The organism is Hyalangium ruber (assembly GCF_034259325.1).
GTDB classification, from domain to species: Bacteria; Myxococcota; Myxococcia; order Myxococcales; family Myxococcaceae; genus Hyalangium_A; species Hyalangium_A rubrum.
Map to the genome: position 1 here is coordinate 474,624 of NZ_JAXIVS010000003.1, position 16,152 is coordinate 490,775.

The 16,152-nt window shown below is 69.8% G+C and carries 10 protein-coding genes; 2 read left to right on the forward strand and 8 right to left on the reverse strand.

The window, feature by feature from the left end:
• Window positions 1-180: 180 nt before the first annotated feature.
• From SYV04_RS10895 to hslO, 5 genes are all read right to left on the reverse strand, one after another.
• Complete coding sequence (locus SYV04_RS10895) at window positions 181-1,629, reverse strand: sigma-54-dependent transcriptional regulator (RefSeq protein WP_321545622.1); 1,449 nt, start codon at window positions 1,627-1,629, stop codon at window positions 181-183.
• Window positions 1,626-4,139, reverse strand: coding sequence for an ATP-binding protein (locus tag SYV04_RS10900; protein WP_321545623.1), 2,514 nt, complete (start codon window positions 4,137-4,139; stop codon window positions 1,626-1,628). The genes SYV04_RS10895 and SYV04_RS10900 overlap by 4 nt, the downstream gene beginning before the upstream one ends.
• A complete protein-coding gene (gene selB / locus SYV04_RS10905; protein WP_321545624.1) occupies window positions 4,136-6,052 on the reverse strand; it encodes a selenocysteine-specific translation elongation factor in 1,917 nt (638 codons plus the stop codon). Before selB ends, SYV04_RS10900 begins: the two co-directional genes overlap by 4 nt.
• A gap of 16 nt (window positions 6,053-6,068) precedes the next feature.
• Window positions 6,069-6,740, reverse strand: coding sequence for a phosphoribosyltransferase (locus SYV04_RS10910; RefSeq protein WP_321545625.1), 672 nt, complete (start codon window positions 6,738-6,740; stop codon window positions 6,069-6,071).
• Window positions 6,741-6,839: 99 nt separating this feature from the next.
• Window positions 6,840-7,733: an Hsp33 family molecular chaperone HslO gene (gene hslO / locus SYV04_RS10915; RefSeq protein ID WP_321545626.1), complete on the reverse strand. Its 894-nt coding sequence runs from the start codon at window positions 7,731-7,733 to the stop codon at window positions 6,840-6,842.
• Between the two features lie 240 nt (window positions 7,734-7,973).
• Here hslO and SYV04_RS10920 point away from each other — a divergent pair, with 240 nt between their 5' ends.
• Window positions 7,974-8,639 carry a succinate dehydrogenase/fumarate reductase transmembrane subunit gene (locus tag SYV04_RS10920; RefSeq protein WP_321545627.1) on the forward strand — a complete coding sequence of 222 codons (666 nt, stop codon included), beginning with the start codon at window positions 7,974-7,976 and terminating at the stop codon, window positions 8,637-8,639.
• A gap of 63 nt (window positions 8,640-8,702) precedes the next feature.
• Here SYV04_RS10920 and SYV04_RS10925 read toward each other — a convergent pair whose 3' ends face one another.
• Window positions 8,703-9,911 carry a choice-of-anchor A family protein gene (locus SYV04_RS10925; protein WP_321545628.1) on the reverse strand — a complete coding sequence of 403 codons (1,209 nt, stop codon included), beginning with the start codon at window positions 9,909-9,911 and terminating at the stop codon, window positions 8,703-8,705.
• 659 nt (window positions 9,912-10,570) lie between these two features.
• Between SYV04_RS10925 and SYV04_RS10930 the strand changes: the two genes are divergently transcribed.
• On the forward strand, window positions 10,571-13,213 hold the full coding sequence (locus SYV04_RS10930; RefSeq protein WP_321545629.1) for a carboxypeptidase regulatory-like domain-containing protein: 2,643 nt from the start codon (window positions 10,571-10,573) through the stop codon (window positions 13,211-13,213).
• A 6-nt stretch (window positions 13,214-13,219) separates the two neighbouring features.
• Here the strand turns inward: SYV04_RS10930 and SYV04_RS10935 are convergent, their stop codons facing one another.
• Together SYV04_RS10935 and dacB are read right to left on the reverse strand one after the other, a co-directional pair.
• Window positions 13,220-13,711, reverse strand: coding sequence for a single-stranded DNA-binding protein (locus tag SYV04_RS10935; RefSeq protein ID WP_321545630.1), 492 nt, complete (start codon window positions 13,709-13,711; stop codon window positions 13,220-13,222).
• 179 nt (window positions 13,712-13,890) lie between these two features.
• A complete protein-coding gene (dacB, locus tag SYV04_RS10940) occupies window positions 13,891-16,128 on the reverse strand; it encodes a D-alanyl-D-alanine carboxypeptidase/D-alanyl-D-alanine endopeptidase (protein ID WP_321545890.1) in 2,238 nt (745 codons plus the stop codon).
• Window positions 16,129-16,152 lie beyond the last annotated feature (24 nt).

Consider the following 16,152-nt stretch of genomic DNA (forward strand, 5'->3'; position numbering starts at 1 on the left):
TCAGGCACTTGGAGGCTCACCCGACACTTTTAAGGGGCTCCGGTTCCATTTCAGCCCTGCAATGCGCTTTCAAAACTGAAAATCCCTTGGGAAATGGCCCATTTGGCTTTTTCAGCAACGAACCCGGTCCACTTCACCTTTGCATCGATAGGGAAAGGGCGGGCGCTTACACCGCGGGTGCTACTCGCGGCCCATTTCTCCAGGTGGCCGGAGATTGAGCCGCTTCATCTTCCGCCACAGCGTGGTGGAGGAGACTTCCAGCTCATCTGCAACTCGTGCGAGATCCGTACCGTGGCGCTCCAGGGCCTGGAGGATGGCGCGCTTCTCGGCTTCCTCCACCACGGCGGCCAGGGTGGGCGCCTGTGCGCGCGGTGAGGTGTCCAGGATGATGGGGCTGCCCAGGGGCGGCGTACCGGACGAGGCCTGCGCCACGCGGGCCTGGGAGCGCAGGGGGAAGTCCTCGGGCCCCAGCTCCTCGCCCTCGGCCAGGGCGGCGGCCTGCTCGACGAGGTTCTCCAGCTCGCGCACGTTTCCGGGGAAGGTGTAGCCCATGAGGTGTCCCACCGCCGACTGGGACAGGCGCTTGGGTCGGGGGCTGCGCGCGTTGGCGCGCTCCAGGAAGTGCTCGGCCAGGGCCTGCACGTCCTCCAGGCGCTCGCGCAGCGGCGGCACCCGCAGCGTCACCACGTTGAGGCGGTAGAAGAGGTCCTGCCGAAAGCGCTTCTCCTGCACCTCCAGCTCGATGTCGCGGTTGGTGGCGGCGACGATGCGCGCGTCCACCTTCAGCGCGGTGGACTCGCCCACCCGGCGCACCTCGCCGTCCTGCAGCGTGCGCAGCAGCTTGGACTGGAAGGCGGGGCTCGTCTCCGTCACCTCGTCGATGAAGAGCGTGCCGCCGTCGGCCTCCTCGAAGAGCCCGCGCCGGGCCTTCACCGCGCCGGTGAAGGCACCCTTGGCGTGGCCGAACAGCTCGCTCTCCAGCAGCGACTCGGAGATGGCGGCGCAGTTGACGGGCACGAAGGGGCGCGAGCTGCGCCGGCTGTGGGCGTGCAGCGCGCGCGCCACCAGCTCCTTGCCGGTGCCGCTCTCGCCCTGAACCAGCACGGTGGCGTCACTCTGCGCCACCCGCAGCAGGCGCGTGGTCAGCTCACGCATCGCCGCGCTGCGCCCCACCAGCGAGGACAGGCCGTGGCGCTGGTTGAACTCACCGGCGAACATGTCCACGGCGGACAAGAGCTTGGCCCGCTCCAGCGCGCGCTCCACGCGGTAGAGCAGCTCGCCCTCCTTGAAGGGCTTCGTCACATAGTCGTACGCCCCCGAGCGCATGGCCTCCACCGCCGTCTCGATGGAGCCGAACGCCGTCATCATGATGACCTGCGTGCGAGGCCCCACCTCCATCGCCTTCTTCAGGAGCGTCAGGCCGTCCATGGGCTCCATCTTCAAGTCGGTGAGGAGCAGGTCCACGCCGTTGCTGGACAACTGGACGAGCGCCTCCTCGCCGTTGGCGGCCTCGAAGACGGTGTAGCCCTCGGAGCGCAGGAGCAGGGCCGTGGTGGCGCGCATGTTGCGCTGGTCATCCACGACCAGGATGCGGCCTTTGGGCGGAGGGGTGGTGCTGGCGTCGTTCACGGAGGCGTCGGGGGTGAGAGGGGAAGACGAAGGGTGAAGGTGGTACCGCGGGCGGAGGTGCTCTCCACGGCGATGTCCCCGCGGTGCTCCTCGAGGATGCGGCTGACGACGGCGAGCCCCAGGCCGGTGCCCTGGGCCTTGGTGGTGAAGAAGGGCTCGAAGACGCGGTGGAGCAGCTCCGGGGGAATGCCCATCCCCTGATCGGTGATGTCGATGCGCAGGGACTCACGGCCATTGTACGGCTCCCTGCGGGCGCGCACATGCACCACGCCCCCCTGGGGCATGGACTGGACCGCGTTGACGACCACGTTGATCAACGCCTGGCGGATGAGGCGTCGATCCATGGGCACCGAGGGCATCCCCGGCTCCACCTCGACCTGGAGGGTGATGGGCTGGCTGCCCACGCCACCCTGGGAGCGCACCGCCTCGAGGGAGTCTTGCAGCACCCGCGTCAGGTCCTCCGGCTGGAGGATGGGCTCGCGGGGGCGGGTGTAGTCCAGCAAGTCCCCCACCATGTGGTTCAGCCGGTCGCTCTCCTCGAAGAGGATGTCCAGCAGCATGGCCGCGTCGCCCTCGGGCTTGAGCAGGCGGCGCAGCGAGGCCACGGCGTTGAAGATGACGCCCAGGGGGTTGCGCACCTCGTGGGCGACGATGGCGGACAGCTCGCCCAGGGCGGCCAGGCGCTCGCGGGTGACCATCTCCGCGCGGGCGGCGGCCAGCTCCGCGTAGGAGGCCCAGAGCGACTCGTAGAGGCGGGCGTTGGCGATGGAGAGGGCGAGCTGACCACACGTGGCCTCGGCCAGCTCGATGAGCGCGGGGCTGAAGACGCGCGGGCCCCGGGTGTCATCGACCATGACCACGCCAATGAGCTCCTCGCGGGAGGTGAGCGGCACGGCCAGCAGGGCGCGCTGCTGGAAGCGCTGGACGAACTCGCTGTTGAAGCCATCCGGCTCCCGGGAGAGATCCTCGATGGCCAGGGAGCGGCGGCTGCGTGCCGCCTTGGACGCGAGGCTCTCCCCGTGCAGCGGCATCGTCACGGTGCGGAAGTAGTCCCGGTGGGTGGCGGAGGCGGCCGAGCCCCGCAGGCTCTTGGTCTGCTCCTCGTAGAGCAGGATGAAGCAGTTGGACACGTCCAGCAGGCGCACGAGGAAGTCGGCCGCGACGTCCAGGATGCTGGCCGAGTCCAGCACGCCCGAGGTGGTGCGGGCCATGTCCAGCAGCAGGCGCGTCTCGGTGAGCTGCCGCGTGGACTCGGCGCGCAGGCGGTGCTGCTCCAGCAACGTCACGAGCAGCTCGGCCACCGTGCCCAGCAGCCGCAGGTCCGACTCGCCGCAGTGACGACCGGGAGCGCGCAGCAGTTGCAGGGTGCCAAACAGCTCGCCGCCACGGGTGAGGCGTACGGCCACTCCACAGCCGAAGCGCGAGGCCGAGGCCCGTATCAGCGCGCGCTCCTCGGCCTCCGCCGAGAGCACCCCTTGCTCGGACTGGGCCACCGCCTCGCTCAGCACCTGGCCCAGGGCCTCCGCCGCCGAGCGCTCCACGCCCGCGAGCCCCACATGGGCGCGCAGGGTGAGCCGGTTGCCGGACTCCTCCTTGAGGTGCAGCAGCGCCGCGTCGGAGGAGAGCAGCTCGGCCAGGCACTGGAGGAAGGCCTCGGGGGTGGGCGGGACGGGCTGGGCGACGAGGCGCGCCACCCGTGCCACGGCCTGCAGCTCCCACTGGCTGCGCGCGCTCTCGGCCTTCATGCGCGCCTCGGAGAGCGCGGCGCCCACCGCCTTGACGAAGAGCGCGAGCGCCGAGCCGTGCGCGGGGTCCAGCTTGGGGCCTCCCACCCACAGCACCTCGTGGCGCGCATCTCCCACGGGGAGGTAGACGTGGTTGGCGTCGATGGAGTCCACCCCGCCGAAGACGGGGTAGCCCTCGGCGCGCGCCTCGAGCGCCAGCGCCAGGTCCGGCGGCGTGGGGCCCTCGTCGCGCGCCACCAGCGTCTGCCCATCCCAGCGCAGGAAGCGCGCGCGGAAGCCCGCCAACTCGAGCCCCTCCAGCGCCACCCGGCGCACGGCCTCCTCGGTGTTCGCGCTCACCAACCGCGCGGACGTCTCCACCAGCCGCTCGGCGATGGCCAGCACGGGAGGCCGGTCCGTCAGCTTGAGGATGTTGATGAGCAGCGCCTTGGCTCCGTCCTCCAGCTCCACCTCCTGCGAGCGGGCGGCCACCTCGTGCCGGCGTCCGTCTCCGGCGGGAATCAGGCGGTGGGTGGTGATGTGCGGCGCTTCCGTCACCTCCCCGGTGCTGGAGCGTTGCAGGAGCAGGGCCAGCCGGCTGCGCTCCTGGGGATCCACGAAGTCCATCGCTGGGCGGCCCTCCACCTGCTCGCGCGGCAACCCCACCAACTGGAGGTACGCGGCGTTCACCATCCACACGGCATGCTGGCGCAACACCGCCATCGGGTTGTCGAAGGACTCGATGAGGGAGCGCAGCTCCATCAGGCTGTAGCGTTTCGTGTTCATCCGCGCCGTAGCACCCTCTTCTCCCCCACCCGCAGCGTCACCTTCTCACGGTCGAAGTACTCCGACAGAGGGATGACGAACTTACGACTCTGGCCAACCATTTCCTTGAAGGCCTGGGTGGAGATTTCCTTGTTCTCGCGCAGGTGCGCCACCAGCCGCTCCTTGAGCCCGGCGAGCGCCTCCGCGTCGAAGTGCAGCTCCTCACTCACCCGCACGACATGGCCCCCGGCCACCATCAACTTGAGCAGCTCCTGGAGCCGCGGAACCGGCAGGTGGAGCTTCTGCGCCAGCTCGTTGAAGGTGGGAGGAGCCAGGGCTGCCGCCGCCAGCTCGGCCGCCACGCGCGCGCGGGCCCCCTCGTCACTCACCGTGAGGGTGCGGCCCCGGCCCTTGAGCCGCATGACCTCCTTGTCCAGCTCGGCCTTGCCGGAGTCCACCAGCGCCTGCGCCACCCGCTGGAAGATGCGCGGATCCAGCTCCGGCGAGAGCCGCTGGCGCAGCTCTTCGCGCGAGAGCCCCTCGCGCATGGGCTCGCGCTCGTGGAAGGCGGCCAGCAGCGCCAGGGCGCGCTTCTGCAGGCCCTCGAACACCTCGCCGGAGAGATAGAGGCGCTTCTCCTTGTCCACCAGCAGCACCCCACCCCGCGCCCCCAGCAACTCCAGCGCGCGGGTGAGCACCTTGGGCGACAGCGCCGAGCGGCCGAAGAGCTCCGCCTGCGTGAGGCCCCTATACCCCGCCTGGCGCAGCAGCCACGCCAGGTGCCCTCCGGCATCGGCCTCCAGGAGTGGGGCCACCACGGCGGAGGCGCCCTTGCGGCGGCGCGGCGGAGTGATGGCGAGAATGCGCCCACCGGCCACGGTGGCGCCCCGCCCGGGCAGCACGCGCGAGCCCCGGAGGATGAAGCGCTGCCCCACCAGCGCGGCCAGGGGCGCGGCGAGCCGAAGCTGGGCCAGGCCCGTCTCCCCGGGCTCCAGCTTCTCCAGGTCCAGCAGCGCCACGGTGGCCTCCACCTGCGCGGTGCCCAGGTGCAGCAGCAGCTTGCGGCGGCGGGGCAGCGGCTCCTCCACGGCGGGCAGCAGGCTCAGCTCCACATCCAGCATCCGCGTCTCGGGCAGCTCGCCGGCGCGCACCAGCACCATGCCGCGGTCGATCTCCTCGGGCTCCACGCCCACCAGGTTCACGGCGGTGCGCTGGCCCGCCACCACCTTCTGCGCGCTCTGGCCATGCACCTGCAGCCCGCGCACGCGGAAAGGACCGGGCCGCCCCGGCAGCAGCGCCCCACCCTCCTCCACCGACAGCGTGCCCGACAGCAGCGTGCCCGTCACCACGGTGCCGAAGCCCTTGATGGTGAAGACGCGGTCCACGGGCAGGAAGACCGGCCCATCGGAGGGGCGCTGGGACAGCCCCCGCGCGGCACGGGTGAGCGCCGCGCGCAGCTCCGGCAGACCCGCGCCCGTCTTGGAGGAGCACGGCACCACGGGCGCGCCCTCCAGGAAGGTGCCAGCGGTGAGCGCCACCAGGTCCGCCTTCACCAGGGTGAGCCACTCCTCGCCCAGCTCCGCGAGCAGGTCGCTCTTGGTGAGGGCGATGACGCCGGCCTTCACGCCCAGCAGCCGGCAGATGTCCAGGTGCTCGCGCGTCTGGGGCATCACCCCCTCGTCGGCCGCGACGACCAGCACCGCCAGGTCCACGCCGCCGGCGCCGGCGGCCATCGCCTTGACGAAGCGCTCGTGGCCGGGCACGTCCACCACGCCAGCGACGGTGTCGTCATCCAGCGTCAGGTGGGCGAAGCCCAGCTCCAGGGTGATGCCCCGGCGCTTCTCTTCCTTGAGCCGGTCCGTGTCGATGCCCGTGAGGGCCTTCACGAGGGACGTCTTGCCGTGGTCGATATGGCCCGCCGTCCCGATGATCATCGCACCACTCCGCCCCTCAAGCCCCAGCCAGGTCCGGGTCCACGTCCGAGGCGCGGTCATCCCCCGTCACGGGCGCGTAGTCCCAGGGGAAGACGAGGAAGTCGTGGGTGGACAGGGCGAGGAAGTCGGGCCGATAGCCCTCGGGCCGCGCCACCAGGCATGCGGTCATCACCTCGCGGGCGCCCGCCTCACGCGCCAGCCGGGTGGCCATCTCCAGCGTGTCGCCGCTGGCGGCCACGTCATCGACGATGAGGACGCGGCGGCCCTTCAGCTCGCGCGGCATCTCACCCGAGAGCTGGGGCTTGCTCGCATCGGCCCGGTCCCGGCTGCGGCGGCTGATACGCACCGGGAAGAACTCGCAGCCGAGCGCGCTGGACAGGGCGCCGCCCACGAAGACGCCGCCGTGGGCCACGCCCACCACGCTCTGGGCCTTGAAGGACTTGCCGATCGTGCGCGCCAGCTCCTGCACGGCACGGTCGAAGTGGGCCCACGACAGCTCCTTCACCGCGGAGCGTTGCCGCGACTGGTCGCGGCCGGTGGGCGTGCGAGGCGCCTCCACTTGAGGTGCCAGTACGACGTCCGACGGGATGGAGACGAGCTTCTCCACTTGCTGCTTGGAAGGCTTGGGCGAGGGCTTGCTCTTCCTGGAGGGCTTGCCCTTGCCGGGCGTTGCCCGCTTGGTGGCCACGAGTGAAAACTCCAGATGAGGTGTGGCCCTGTCATATCCCGGGCCGAGCGCCGGGGCTACTCCCCGCGTAGGCCCTCGGCGGCCCGGGCTTTCCACCAGTCAACTCGTCCCGGCCTGCAGCAGCGCGCGAATCTCCTCGCCGGGGATGACGTACTGTGTCGTGCAGAACTGGCACGTCACCTCCGCCTTTCCCTCCTTCTGGAGCATGTCCGTCAGCTCCTCGCGCCCCATCGCCAGCAGCGCGGTCTTCACCCGCTCCCGGCTGCACGTGCAGGCGAAGCTCAGGGGGTAGCGGGACATGATCTCCAGGTCCGTGCGCTCGGGCAGCAGCGCCTTGAGTATCGCCGCCCCGCCCTCGGCCCCATGGGCCCGCAGCGCCTGTGGGAAGCCCTGCTTGATCTGCCGGCCCAGCGCCTGGAAGGCCTCCCGGTCCCCGTTGGGCAGCGGCTGGAGGAGCACCCCGGCCACCAACCCCAGGGGCTCGGTCGTACCGTTGCCCGTCAGGGGAAACTGCTCCAGCGTGAGCTGGGTGGCCACCTGGTCGGAGATGGCGAAGTAGCGCTCCAGGTCCTCGACGAAGTCGAAGCGCTCCAGCTCCACCGAGGAGCGGTAGTGCTCGCCCTCTCCGATGTCGCGCAGCACGGAGATGTAGCCCTTGTTGCCCAGCACGGGCCGCCAGTGCCACTGGCCCTCGGCGCCTACGTGCTTCACGTGCGGGTTCTTCGTGTAGCCGCGCACCACGCCCGCGTTGTCCCCATCCACGAAGAAGCCGCGCAGGGGGCCATCACACTCGAGCTGCACGTTGATGCGCGCCGGGCCCTTCTGCAGCGCCCCCATCAGCGCGGCGGCGGTGAGCCCCTGGGAGAGCAGGGCCGCGGAGGCCGCCTGACTCTGGTGCGTGTCACGCGCCTTGCGTGACAGCTCCGAGGTGAGGGCGAGCACCACGCGCACGTCCACGTCCTTCAACAGTCCACTGACGAGTTCATCGGCCATAAGAGCAGGCACTAGCGTGCCCAACGGCGGGGCGCTCGCCAATGAGAGATACGGCCTGGACGCCTGCCCGGGAGGGGGGCGCTGGGGCGAAGCATCGGCCCGGCTTATGCCTTCAAGCGCCCCGGCTGCCAGCTGCCCTGGCTGATCCTCGCCCCTCCCCGGGCGGGACCGACTATAACCCCCTGTCCGACCCACCTACCCGCGGGGTTCCCACCCTGCCCGCGCGTCGCCGGAGTCTCGATGAGCACCGAAGCTGCCACCCTTCCTCGCAAGAACTCGCTGCTCCAGTCCCGCCTGGGCTCGTTCCTCGCCGTGGTGCCCCTGTCCATCTGGGTCATCAACCACCTGTGGGACAACCTGGCCGCCTTCAGCGGCGCCCAGGCCTGGCAAGCCTCGGTGACGACCTACGCCCACCCCTTCTCCCAGGCGCTGGCGTTCATCATCTCCCTGGTGCCGCTGGTGATTCACACCGGCTGGGGCCTGGTGCGGATGTTCAGCTTCAAGCCCAACAACCTCGCCTACAGCAACTACGGCAACCTCAAGTACATCCTCCAGCGCGCGAGCGCCCTGGGCGTGCTGGCCTTCCTGGGCGCCCACATCTGGAAGGCCTTCCTGGCGCCCCGGCTGCTCAACGGCGCTCCCGAGGCCTTCGACGACATCGCCCGGGAGATGCGCTTCCACGGGCCCACGCTCTTCGTCTACGTGCTGGGCACCCTGGGCACCGCGTACCACCTGGCCAACGGCCTGCAGGGCTTCGGCATGGCCTGGGGCATCTTCGCCAGCGACCGCTCCATGCGCCGCTTCGAGCCCGTCGTCATCATCGTCTTCCTGGTGCTGCTGGCCATGAGCTGGGGCGCGCTCTACGCCCTGTTCCAGGCCGGCGAGGCCCTCGGGCCCCGTCCCTGAGAGGCCCCGTGAGGCCTCGGGGGGTGCGCGGCTCGCCCCGCGCACCCTCCCCCTGCTGAAGCGCTAGGTGCCGACGCCGCCGCCGCAGAACTGGAAGTCGCGCAGCGGGTTGATGTGGCCCTCGGCGTTGCCCGTGAAGGAGGCGGCGTACATACCGCCGTCCCAGCTGCCATCGCTGAAGTCCACGTGCGCGTTGGGCGCCAGCACCGTGCCCCAGAAGCCGTAGCCGTAGGCGGTGATGTTCGTGGCGTCCGGGAAGTTGAAGAGGACGCCCGTCTGGTCGATGCCGCCGCTGAAGTTGTGGCCGAAGCCGCTGAAGCGCGCCGACTCACCCCACACGTTCACCACCACCGTGGCGTTGGCCGGCGCGGTGATGGACAGGTACTTGGCGCGAGCGAAGACGCTGGCCTCCACGTGGAAGACGTTCAGCCCCGGCAAGGTGCCCTCCAGGAAGACGCCGCCCCAGGACTCCACGCGCTTGGTCCCGGTGGCCCGGCTGCTCGCCAGCCCGCTGGACAGCGCCCGCAGCTCCTCGGACCGGCCGAAGAAGTCCACCGGCGCGCCCTGCGCCAGCTCGCCCCGGTAGAACGTCGTCGTCCCGTTGGCCGTGGTGCTGTCGCCGTAGTAGGCGTTTCCGAAGATGGCGCCGCGGGAGATGTTCAGCTGGCCGCCCGCCACCAGCACGTTGTCGAGGTCGTCCTCCGCCACGCGGTGGCCCACCGCGAAGTTCTCCATGGAGATGTTGCCGCCCACCGCCACCTTGCCCTCCACGTCGTGGCCGCCGTTGTAGTCGCCGGTCAGGAAGAGGTTGAAGTCGCGCAGGCTGATCTCCGTGCAGGACGGAGGCGGCACGGTGAGGTTGATGACCAGCGTCTGGGGCGGCTCGTAGTTGCCGGAGCCGTCCTTGGCGTAGAAGGTGATGGTCGTCTGGCCCAGCTCGGTGAGGATGGGCACGTACGCCGTGGCGCCGCTCACCGTGGCGCCGCCGGTGTGCATGCCGCTGACGGTATAGGTGATGCTCTCCACGCCCGAGGCGTCATCGGTCGCGGTGATGGTGATGGACACCGCGCCGCTATAGGTGCCATCCGGGTTGGGGTTGGGGTGAGAGAAGGTGCTGCTCACAGGCGGAGTCGAGTCGTCGCTCAGGGCCACCAGGCCCGCACCGCGCGAGAGCTGCTGGGCCTCCGCCGCCTGTGAGCCCGCCTCCGGCGTACCGCAAGCCACGGCAGACAGCGCGAGAAACACCAGACACGAGATGAATTGTCCCTTCACGGGATTCCTCCTGACAGGGCGCGACTCAGAGCTGTGAGCCGCGCAAACATGGGGGGATTTGAAAGACTTCTGTTATCAGACAGCCCCGGTGAGCTTCCGGCCACTGGACAGTAAACTTTCACTGCCCTTTGGCATAATCACGTCAGTTGAGAGATTCAGTAATTCCCCGACTAGCTCAACGACTTGGAATTCGTTGCAAGTGCTTGGATGCGGCAGCGCCACGGTTCAATTTCATCTTCGGGAGAAGTCGGCGGCACGTTGCGCCTCAGGCCGAAAAATCAGCGCGCAACGGTTTTTCGCCGCCTGATCAGCGCTCTCCCTCGGCCCAACCCTCCACGTGTGTGAGCAACATTTCCCTCTCGGGGAAAGCGCGGGAATTCCGCCGACACGGGACGTCCACTCGAACTCCGCTCCCCACGTGTTGGGTTCTCTGCAGGGCTTCGGAGTGCAGCTCGGAATTCATGAAAGCCAAGCAGGCCCTGTCACAAGGTCGTCACATCGAAACCTCTCAATTCAAGACAGGGCTGAATTGATGGGAGGGATTTTTGAGTTCTTTTTGGTCCTAACACCGGAATGAATGTGTCGACTATTCAACGTCGTGGCGGGAGCGGCGAGCGGTTCGCCGTGTTTCGCGCCACGCCCACGCGGAGCCTCACACCATGCGCAAGCTCCTCATCGCCTCGACCCTCCTGGTGGGACTGGCCCTCGCGCTCTTCTTCCTCTCGCGCTCGGCGCAGCCTGAGGACACCGGGGAGACCCGCTCCGCCTCGGCCCCCTCGGTGAGTCCCCCTGCGGCGCCACAGGCGGAGCGCCCCGAGGAGCCGAGCACGAGAGGTACCTTGGACGCGGGCAGCACTCCCGCGTTGGCGGCGCTTCCCTCCGAGGTGGATGGCGTGCTGGAGGTGGAGCTGCTCGCGGGCGCGCGGCCCCTGGCGGGCGCCACCGTGCGGCTCTACTGGCGCGGACCCAGGGATCCGAACCTCGATGAGGTGTCCTGGCGCCTGGCGAGCACGGACACCACGGATGAGCAGGGCCGCGCGCGGCTCGCCTCGGGGCCTGGAAGCTACCTGCTGGCGGTGCGCGCCCAGGCCCATGCGCCGCTGCTGCGCCACGTGGTCCGCCCATATGGCGAGGCGCGCACGCACCTGCGCCTCACGCTGGAGCCGGGCCAGACGCTCACCGGCCGCACGGTGTCGCTGGACTCGGGGGAGCCGCTGCCCCTGGTGGAGCTCGTCCTCACCGCGCATGGCCTCCAGTTGGAGCGCTACCAGTCCGCCGAGGCTCCCCCCGAGGAGCGCGTGTACGCCACGAGCGATGCCCGGGGGAGCTTCCGCATGGACGGGCTCGCTCCGGGCACCTACCAGTTGGAGGCACGCGCGCCGGGGCACGCCCGCGAGGTGCTGCCCGACGTGAAGGTGCCGGCGCCGGCGCCGCTGACGGTGGCCTTGCGGATGGCGGGCGTCATCGAAGGCTTCGTCGTGGACGCGCAGGGGCAGCCGGCCCCGGGCGCCGAGGTGCAGGTGAACGGGCGTGAGCCCCAGACGGTCACCACGGGCGCGGGCGGTGGCTTCTCGCTCGAGGTGGAGGCCGGAACCCACACCGTGTCCGCGCGCCGGGGCAGCGAGGCGGGGACGCTGGACAGGCCTGTCCTGGTCAGCGCGGGGAAGACGGTGCGAGATGTGCGGGTACGGCTGGGCCAGGGCGCGACGGTGGAGGGACGCGTGGTGGCGGACTCCACCCGCGCGCCCGTGGCGGGCGCCAGCGTCGACGTGAGTCCCTACGGAGAGAAGGGAGACTCCGGCCGCGCGACCACGGATGTCGACGGCCGCTTCGTCGTAGGGGGCCTGGCTCCCGGTGGCTATGACGTGGTGGTGAGCGCCCCGGGCTTCTCCAAGCTCACGCGACAGGGGCTGACGATGTCCGCGGGCGAGCGCTTCTCCCTCGAACTCGCGCTCAAGGGCACCGGCGCGGTGCAGGGCCATGTGCGAGATGGCGCGGGACGGCCCATCCCGGGGGTGCGCATCGGGAGCGGCGCCCTGGGCACTTCCCTCTTCGAGGCCCGCACCGATGGCGAAGGCCACTATCGACTGGAAGGGCTCTCCGCCGGTTACCTCTTCCTCATCGCCCGCCGGGAGGACGCGATGGCGGGGGCTTCTCAGCGGGTCGCGGTGAAGGCGAACGACACGGCGACGGCGGACTTCACCCTGGAGGAGACGGGCACCGTGGAGGGTGTGGTGCGCACGGCCCAGGGCGCACGGCCCCCTGAGCCCATGGAGGTGCGGGCCTATCCCAGGCAGAGCGGCATCCACGGTTCCATGAGTCAAATCCGAACCGAGGTGGATGCAGCGGGCACCTTCCAGCTGACGCTCCCGCCCGGCCCCTACGAGCTGCTCGCGATTCCCACGGGGCCCTCGCTCCCGAGAATGCACAGAATGAAGCCCGTGGAGGTGGCGGCAGGCAAGACCCTCCAGGTGGAACTCATCTGGAAGCCCGATGAGGACGATCCAAACGCGCTCACGGGCCACGCGCTCGAACCGGACGGCGCTCCTGCCTCGGGCGCCTTCATCCAGCTGAGGGCCGCGCAGACGCCACAGGGCATGGAGGGGTCGACGATCGCGGACGAGGCGGGCCGCTTCTCGGTAGCCCTCCCTTTTTCCGACCCCGCCGCCATGGGGGCCCTGAGGGTGGATGCGCGCAGAGGCACCCGTGTCGGCATCGTGCAGGGCCTGAAGCCGGGCACGCACGGGGTGGTGGTGAAGCTGCGGCCCTCGGCTTCGCTCGAGGGCCGAGTGGTGCGCACCGACGGCGCGCCCGTACAGGGCTTCACCCTGCTCCTGGCTTCGCAGGAATGGCAGTTCTTCATGATGGGCAACACCGTCTGGGAGTTCCCGGGCGATCGCTTCGAGCTCCGCGACATCGCGGCCGAGACCGTGAAGGTGGTGGTGACGACCCCCGACGGCACAGCCGGTGACGCCCGGGTGTCCCCGGAGCCTGGAGGACACGTCGTGGTGGAGATCTCCCTGAAGACCCAGGCCACCGTGAGTGGCCGGGTGCTGGACGCGCAGACGCAAGCGCCCGTAACCGGGGCCTTCGTCTTCGTCCAGACCGGGGTTCCCAGCAATGCCAAAGGCACGACGGGGAGCGATGGACGCTTCACCCTGAAGGGAGTGCCCCCGGGCGAGCACACGCTCGTCATCCGACCCGGCGCCTCCCGGCCCCCCGAGCGTCGCCCGGTGACGGTGCGCGAAGGCCAGGTGCTCGAGGTGGGCGATGTGCTGCTCAGCCCACCCCGGGCTCCTTAGAGGCGACTAGAACGGGATGTCGTCGTCCCCGTTGCCGCCGCCACTGCTCTGGTTCATCCCGTCGTCCATCCCGGGAGGCGGGGGACCGAAGTCGGAGTCCGCCCCGCGCGATTGCCCGCCGCCGCCACTGCTGCGCCGACCCATGCCCTCGCCCGAGCCCGCGTCACGCCCACCCAGGAAGGTGACCGAGGTGGCCACCACCTCCGTGGTGTAGTTCTTGCGGTTCTCCTTGTCGGTCCACTCGCGCGTCTGCAGGCGGCCCTCGACGTAGCACTGCCGGCCCTTCTTCAGGTACTCGCCGCACAGCTCGGCCAGCTTTCCCCAGACGACGATGCGGTGCCACTCGGTCCGCTCCTGCTTCTGCCCGTTCTTGTCCGTCCAGCTATCGCTCGTGGCGATGCGGAAGTTGGCGACCGCCTGACCGCCCGGGGTGAAGCGCACCTCGGGGTCCGCTCCGAGGTTACCAATGAGGATGACCTTGTTGACGCCTCCAGCCATGACTGCCGTTCCTTTCTGCTCGAAAGCTGGTCCACCACGGACCAGCCACATTCCCCAGACCCACGTCCGGGAAAGTACCTATAGGGTACTCAAAAACCAGGAGGAGTGGGGGTTGATCAGCAGCAACCCCACGGGCTCCGCGGACGCCTAGACGGAGGGCGGCCCAGCAAGCGACCGGACTACCCTCCCGGGCGCGTCTCCGCCGTCTGGGGAGTCACTGGCGACGTCGGCGTCAGGACTCCCGGTACCACCATCTGCGTGGCATCCAGCGCCCGGGGCGCCTTGTGCTCCGCCACCTTCTGCGAGAGCGCGGCATCCAGGTTCCGCACGAACGTGGCCTGAGCGGGATCCGCGGCCCCGAGCTGCTTGCGCAGCGACTTCCAGAACGGGTGCTCCGCGTCCTCGGCCTGCACCAGCCCGCGGGCCAGCAGCGTGACGGCCGTGTCCCGCTCCGGCACCCCGGCCTCGCGCAGCGCCATCACCAGCTCCTCGGGCGCCGTGCGAGCCACCTCGCCCAGGGCCACCGCCAGCTCGCCTTCCGCCTGCATGTCTCCACGCGAGGCCCCCGCGAGCTCCACCACCCGCGCCAGCGCCTCCGCGTTCCCACCGGCCGCCAGCTCGACCATGCTGCCCACGCCGGGCACCTCCACCGCCAGCTCACGCGCCACGGTCCTCAGCCGCCCGTACACGTCCCCGGTCGCCGCGTAGCTGTCCAGGAGCGTGCGCGCCCCCAGGTAGTCATTCGGGTTGGACTGGTAGAGGCCGTCGGCCAGCACCGCGCGCACCGCCGGATCCCTCTCGCTGCGCCACGCCGTGCGCAGGAAGCTGATGTTGCGCTGGTCGCGCTGCTTGCCCAGCGCCAGGTACGTTTTGATTCGGCTGGCCACCTCGCCCAGCTCGCCGCCCGGCTTCACGCTGTCCGACAGCGCCGCCACCGCGCGAGAGGGCCCAATCGTCGAGCCCGTCGCCGCCACCGCCGCGCCCAGCGCATCCAGCCCCTGCACCACCGGCCCCGAGCGCCCCGGGTAGTCATTCACCATCATGGAGAAGATGAACTTCTCGCCGCCGGCCGCCTGCACGTAGCCACTGAGCGCCGACACGTTCTCCAGCGTGCCCGTCTTCGCGCGCAGCCGGCCCACCGCCTCGCTGCCCTCGAAGCGGTACTTGAGCGTGCCGTCCTTGCCGGCGATGCCCAGCGAGGACAGGAACTCGGGCGCCAACGGGAAGTTGGCGTGCATCCGATAGAGGATGCGGCTGAGCTGCGCGGCCGAGAACCGGTTGGTGTCGTTCAGCCCGCTGCCGTTCTTCATCACGTACGTGCCGCGCGGAATCCCCACGTCGCGCTCGAGGAACTGCTCCACCACCTCGATGCCCTTCTGGAAGCTGCCCGGCGCGCCCTTCACCTCCGCGCCCATCGCCTTGAGCAGCGTCTCGGCCACGAAGTTGTTGGACAGCTTGTTGAGCCGCTTGAGGATGATGTCGAACGTGTCCGACTGGGACACGTACAGAATCTTGGCCCGCGAGGGCGACAGCCCCAGCTTCACCCGGCCCTTCACCTTGATGCCGCGCGACTTGAGCATCTCCTTCAGCGTGAAGCCGAAGTACATGGGCGGGTTGTCGATCTTCTTGTAGACGCTCAGCGCCCCCTGCTCGGGCGGAAGCTGGCCGCGCACGATGATGCGCTGCTTGTCACCCGCCGGCTTGCTGGTGACCGAGACGCGCCGGGCGCGCCGGCTGCCCGTGGAGAGCTGGTTCTCGATGACGAAGAAGTCGCTGGCGGGCTCCATCTCCACCACGCCCTTGGAGCCCGGCAACTCCCCGGGCCGCAGGTAGATGGCCGTCGCGTTCCAGTTGAGGCTCACCGCGCCCGTGGGCGCCATGTAGGCCCGGTCCGACTCCTCCTGGTCATACCCGGGCGGGGTGCGCTCGGTGTCGAACCAGGAGTCGTCGATGATGATGTCCTGCACCTCGCGCAGGCCCGTGTGGAACAGCTCCGCGGTGATGCCGTAGAGGCGCTCGGTGGTGATGGACGGGTCACCCTTGCCGCGCACGTAGAGCGTCTTGACCTTGCCGTCGACGGGCAGCTCCGGGTCCACCAGGAACTCGGTGTCGAAGCGGTACTCGGGCCCCAGCATCCCCAGCGCCGCGGCGGCGGTGACGAGCTTCATGTTGGAGGCGGGGTTGAGCAGCTCGTCCGCGTTCTGGGCGAAGACGACCTGGCCGTCATCCAGGCTCTGCATGTGGATGCCGACCCGCGCCGCCTTGAGGGACGAGCGTTGGAGGACCTCGAGCAGCGCCGTCTTCAGCGCCTCACGCTCCGCACGCTTGTCCGCAGGGGCGGCGTGAGCGGCTGAAGCCAGCGAAACAACGAAAATGGCCGTCGCGGCCAAGAGGGCTCTGGCTCGATGAACCTGCACATTCGCTCCGGGGAAGACGCGGGC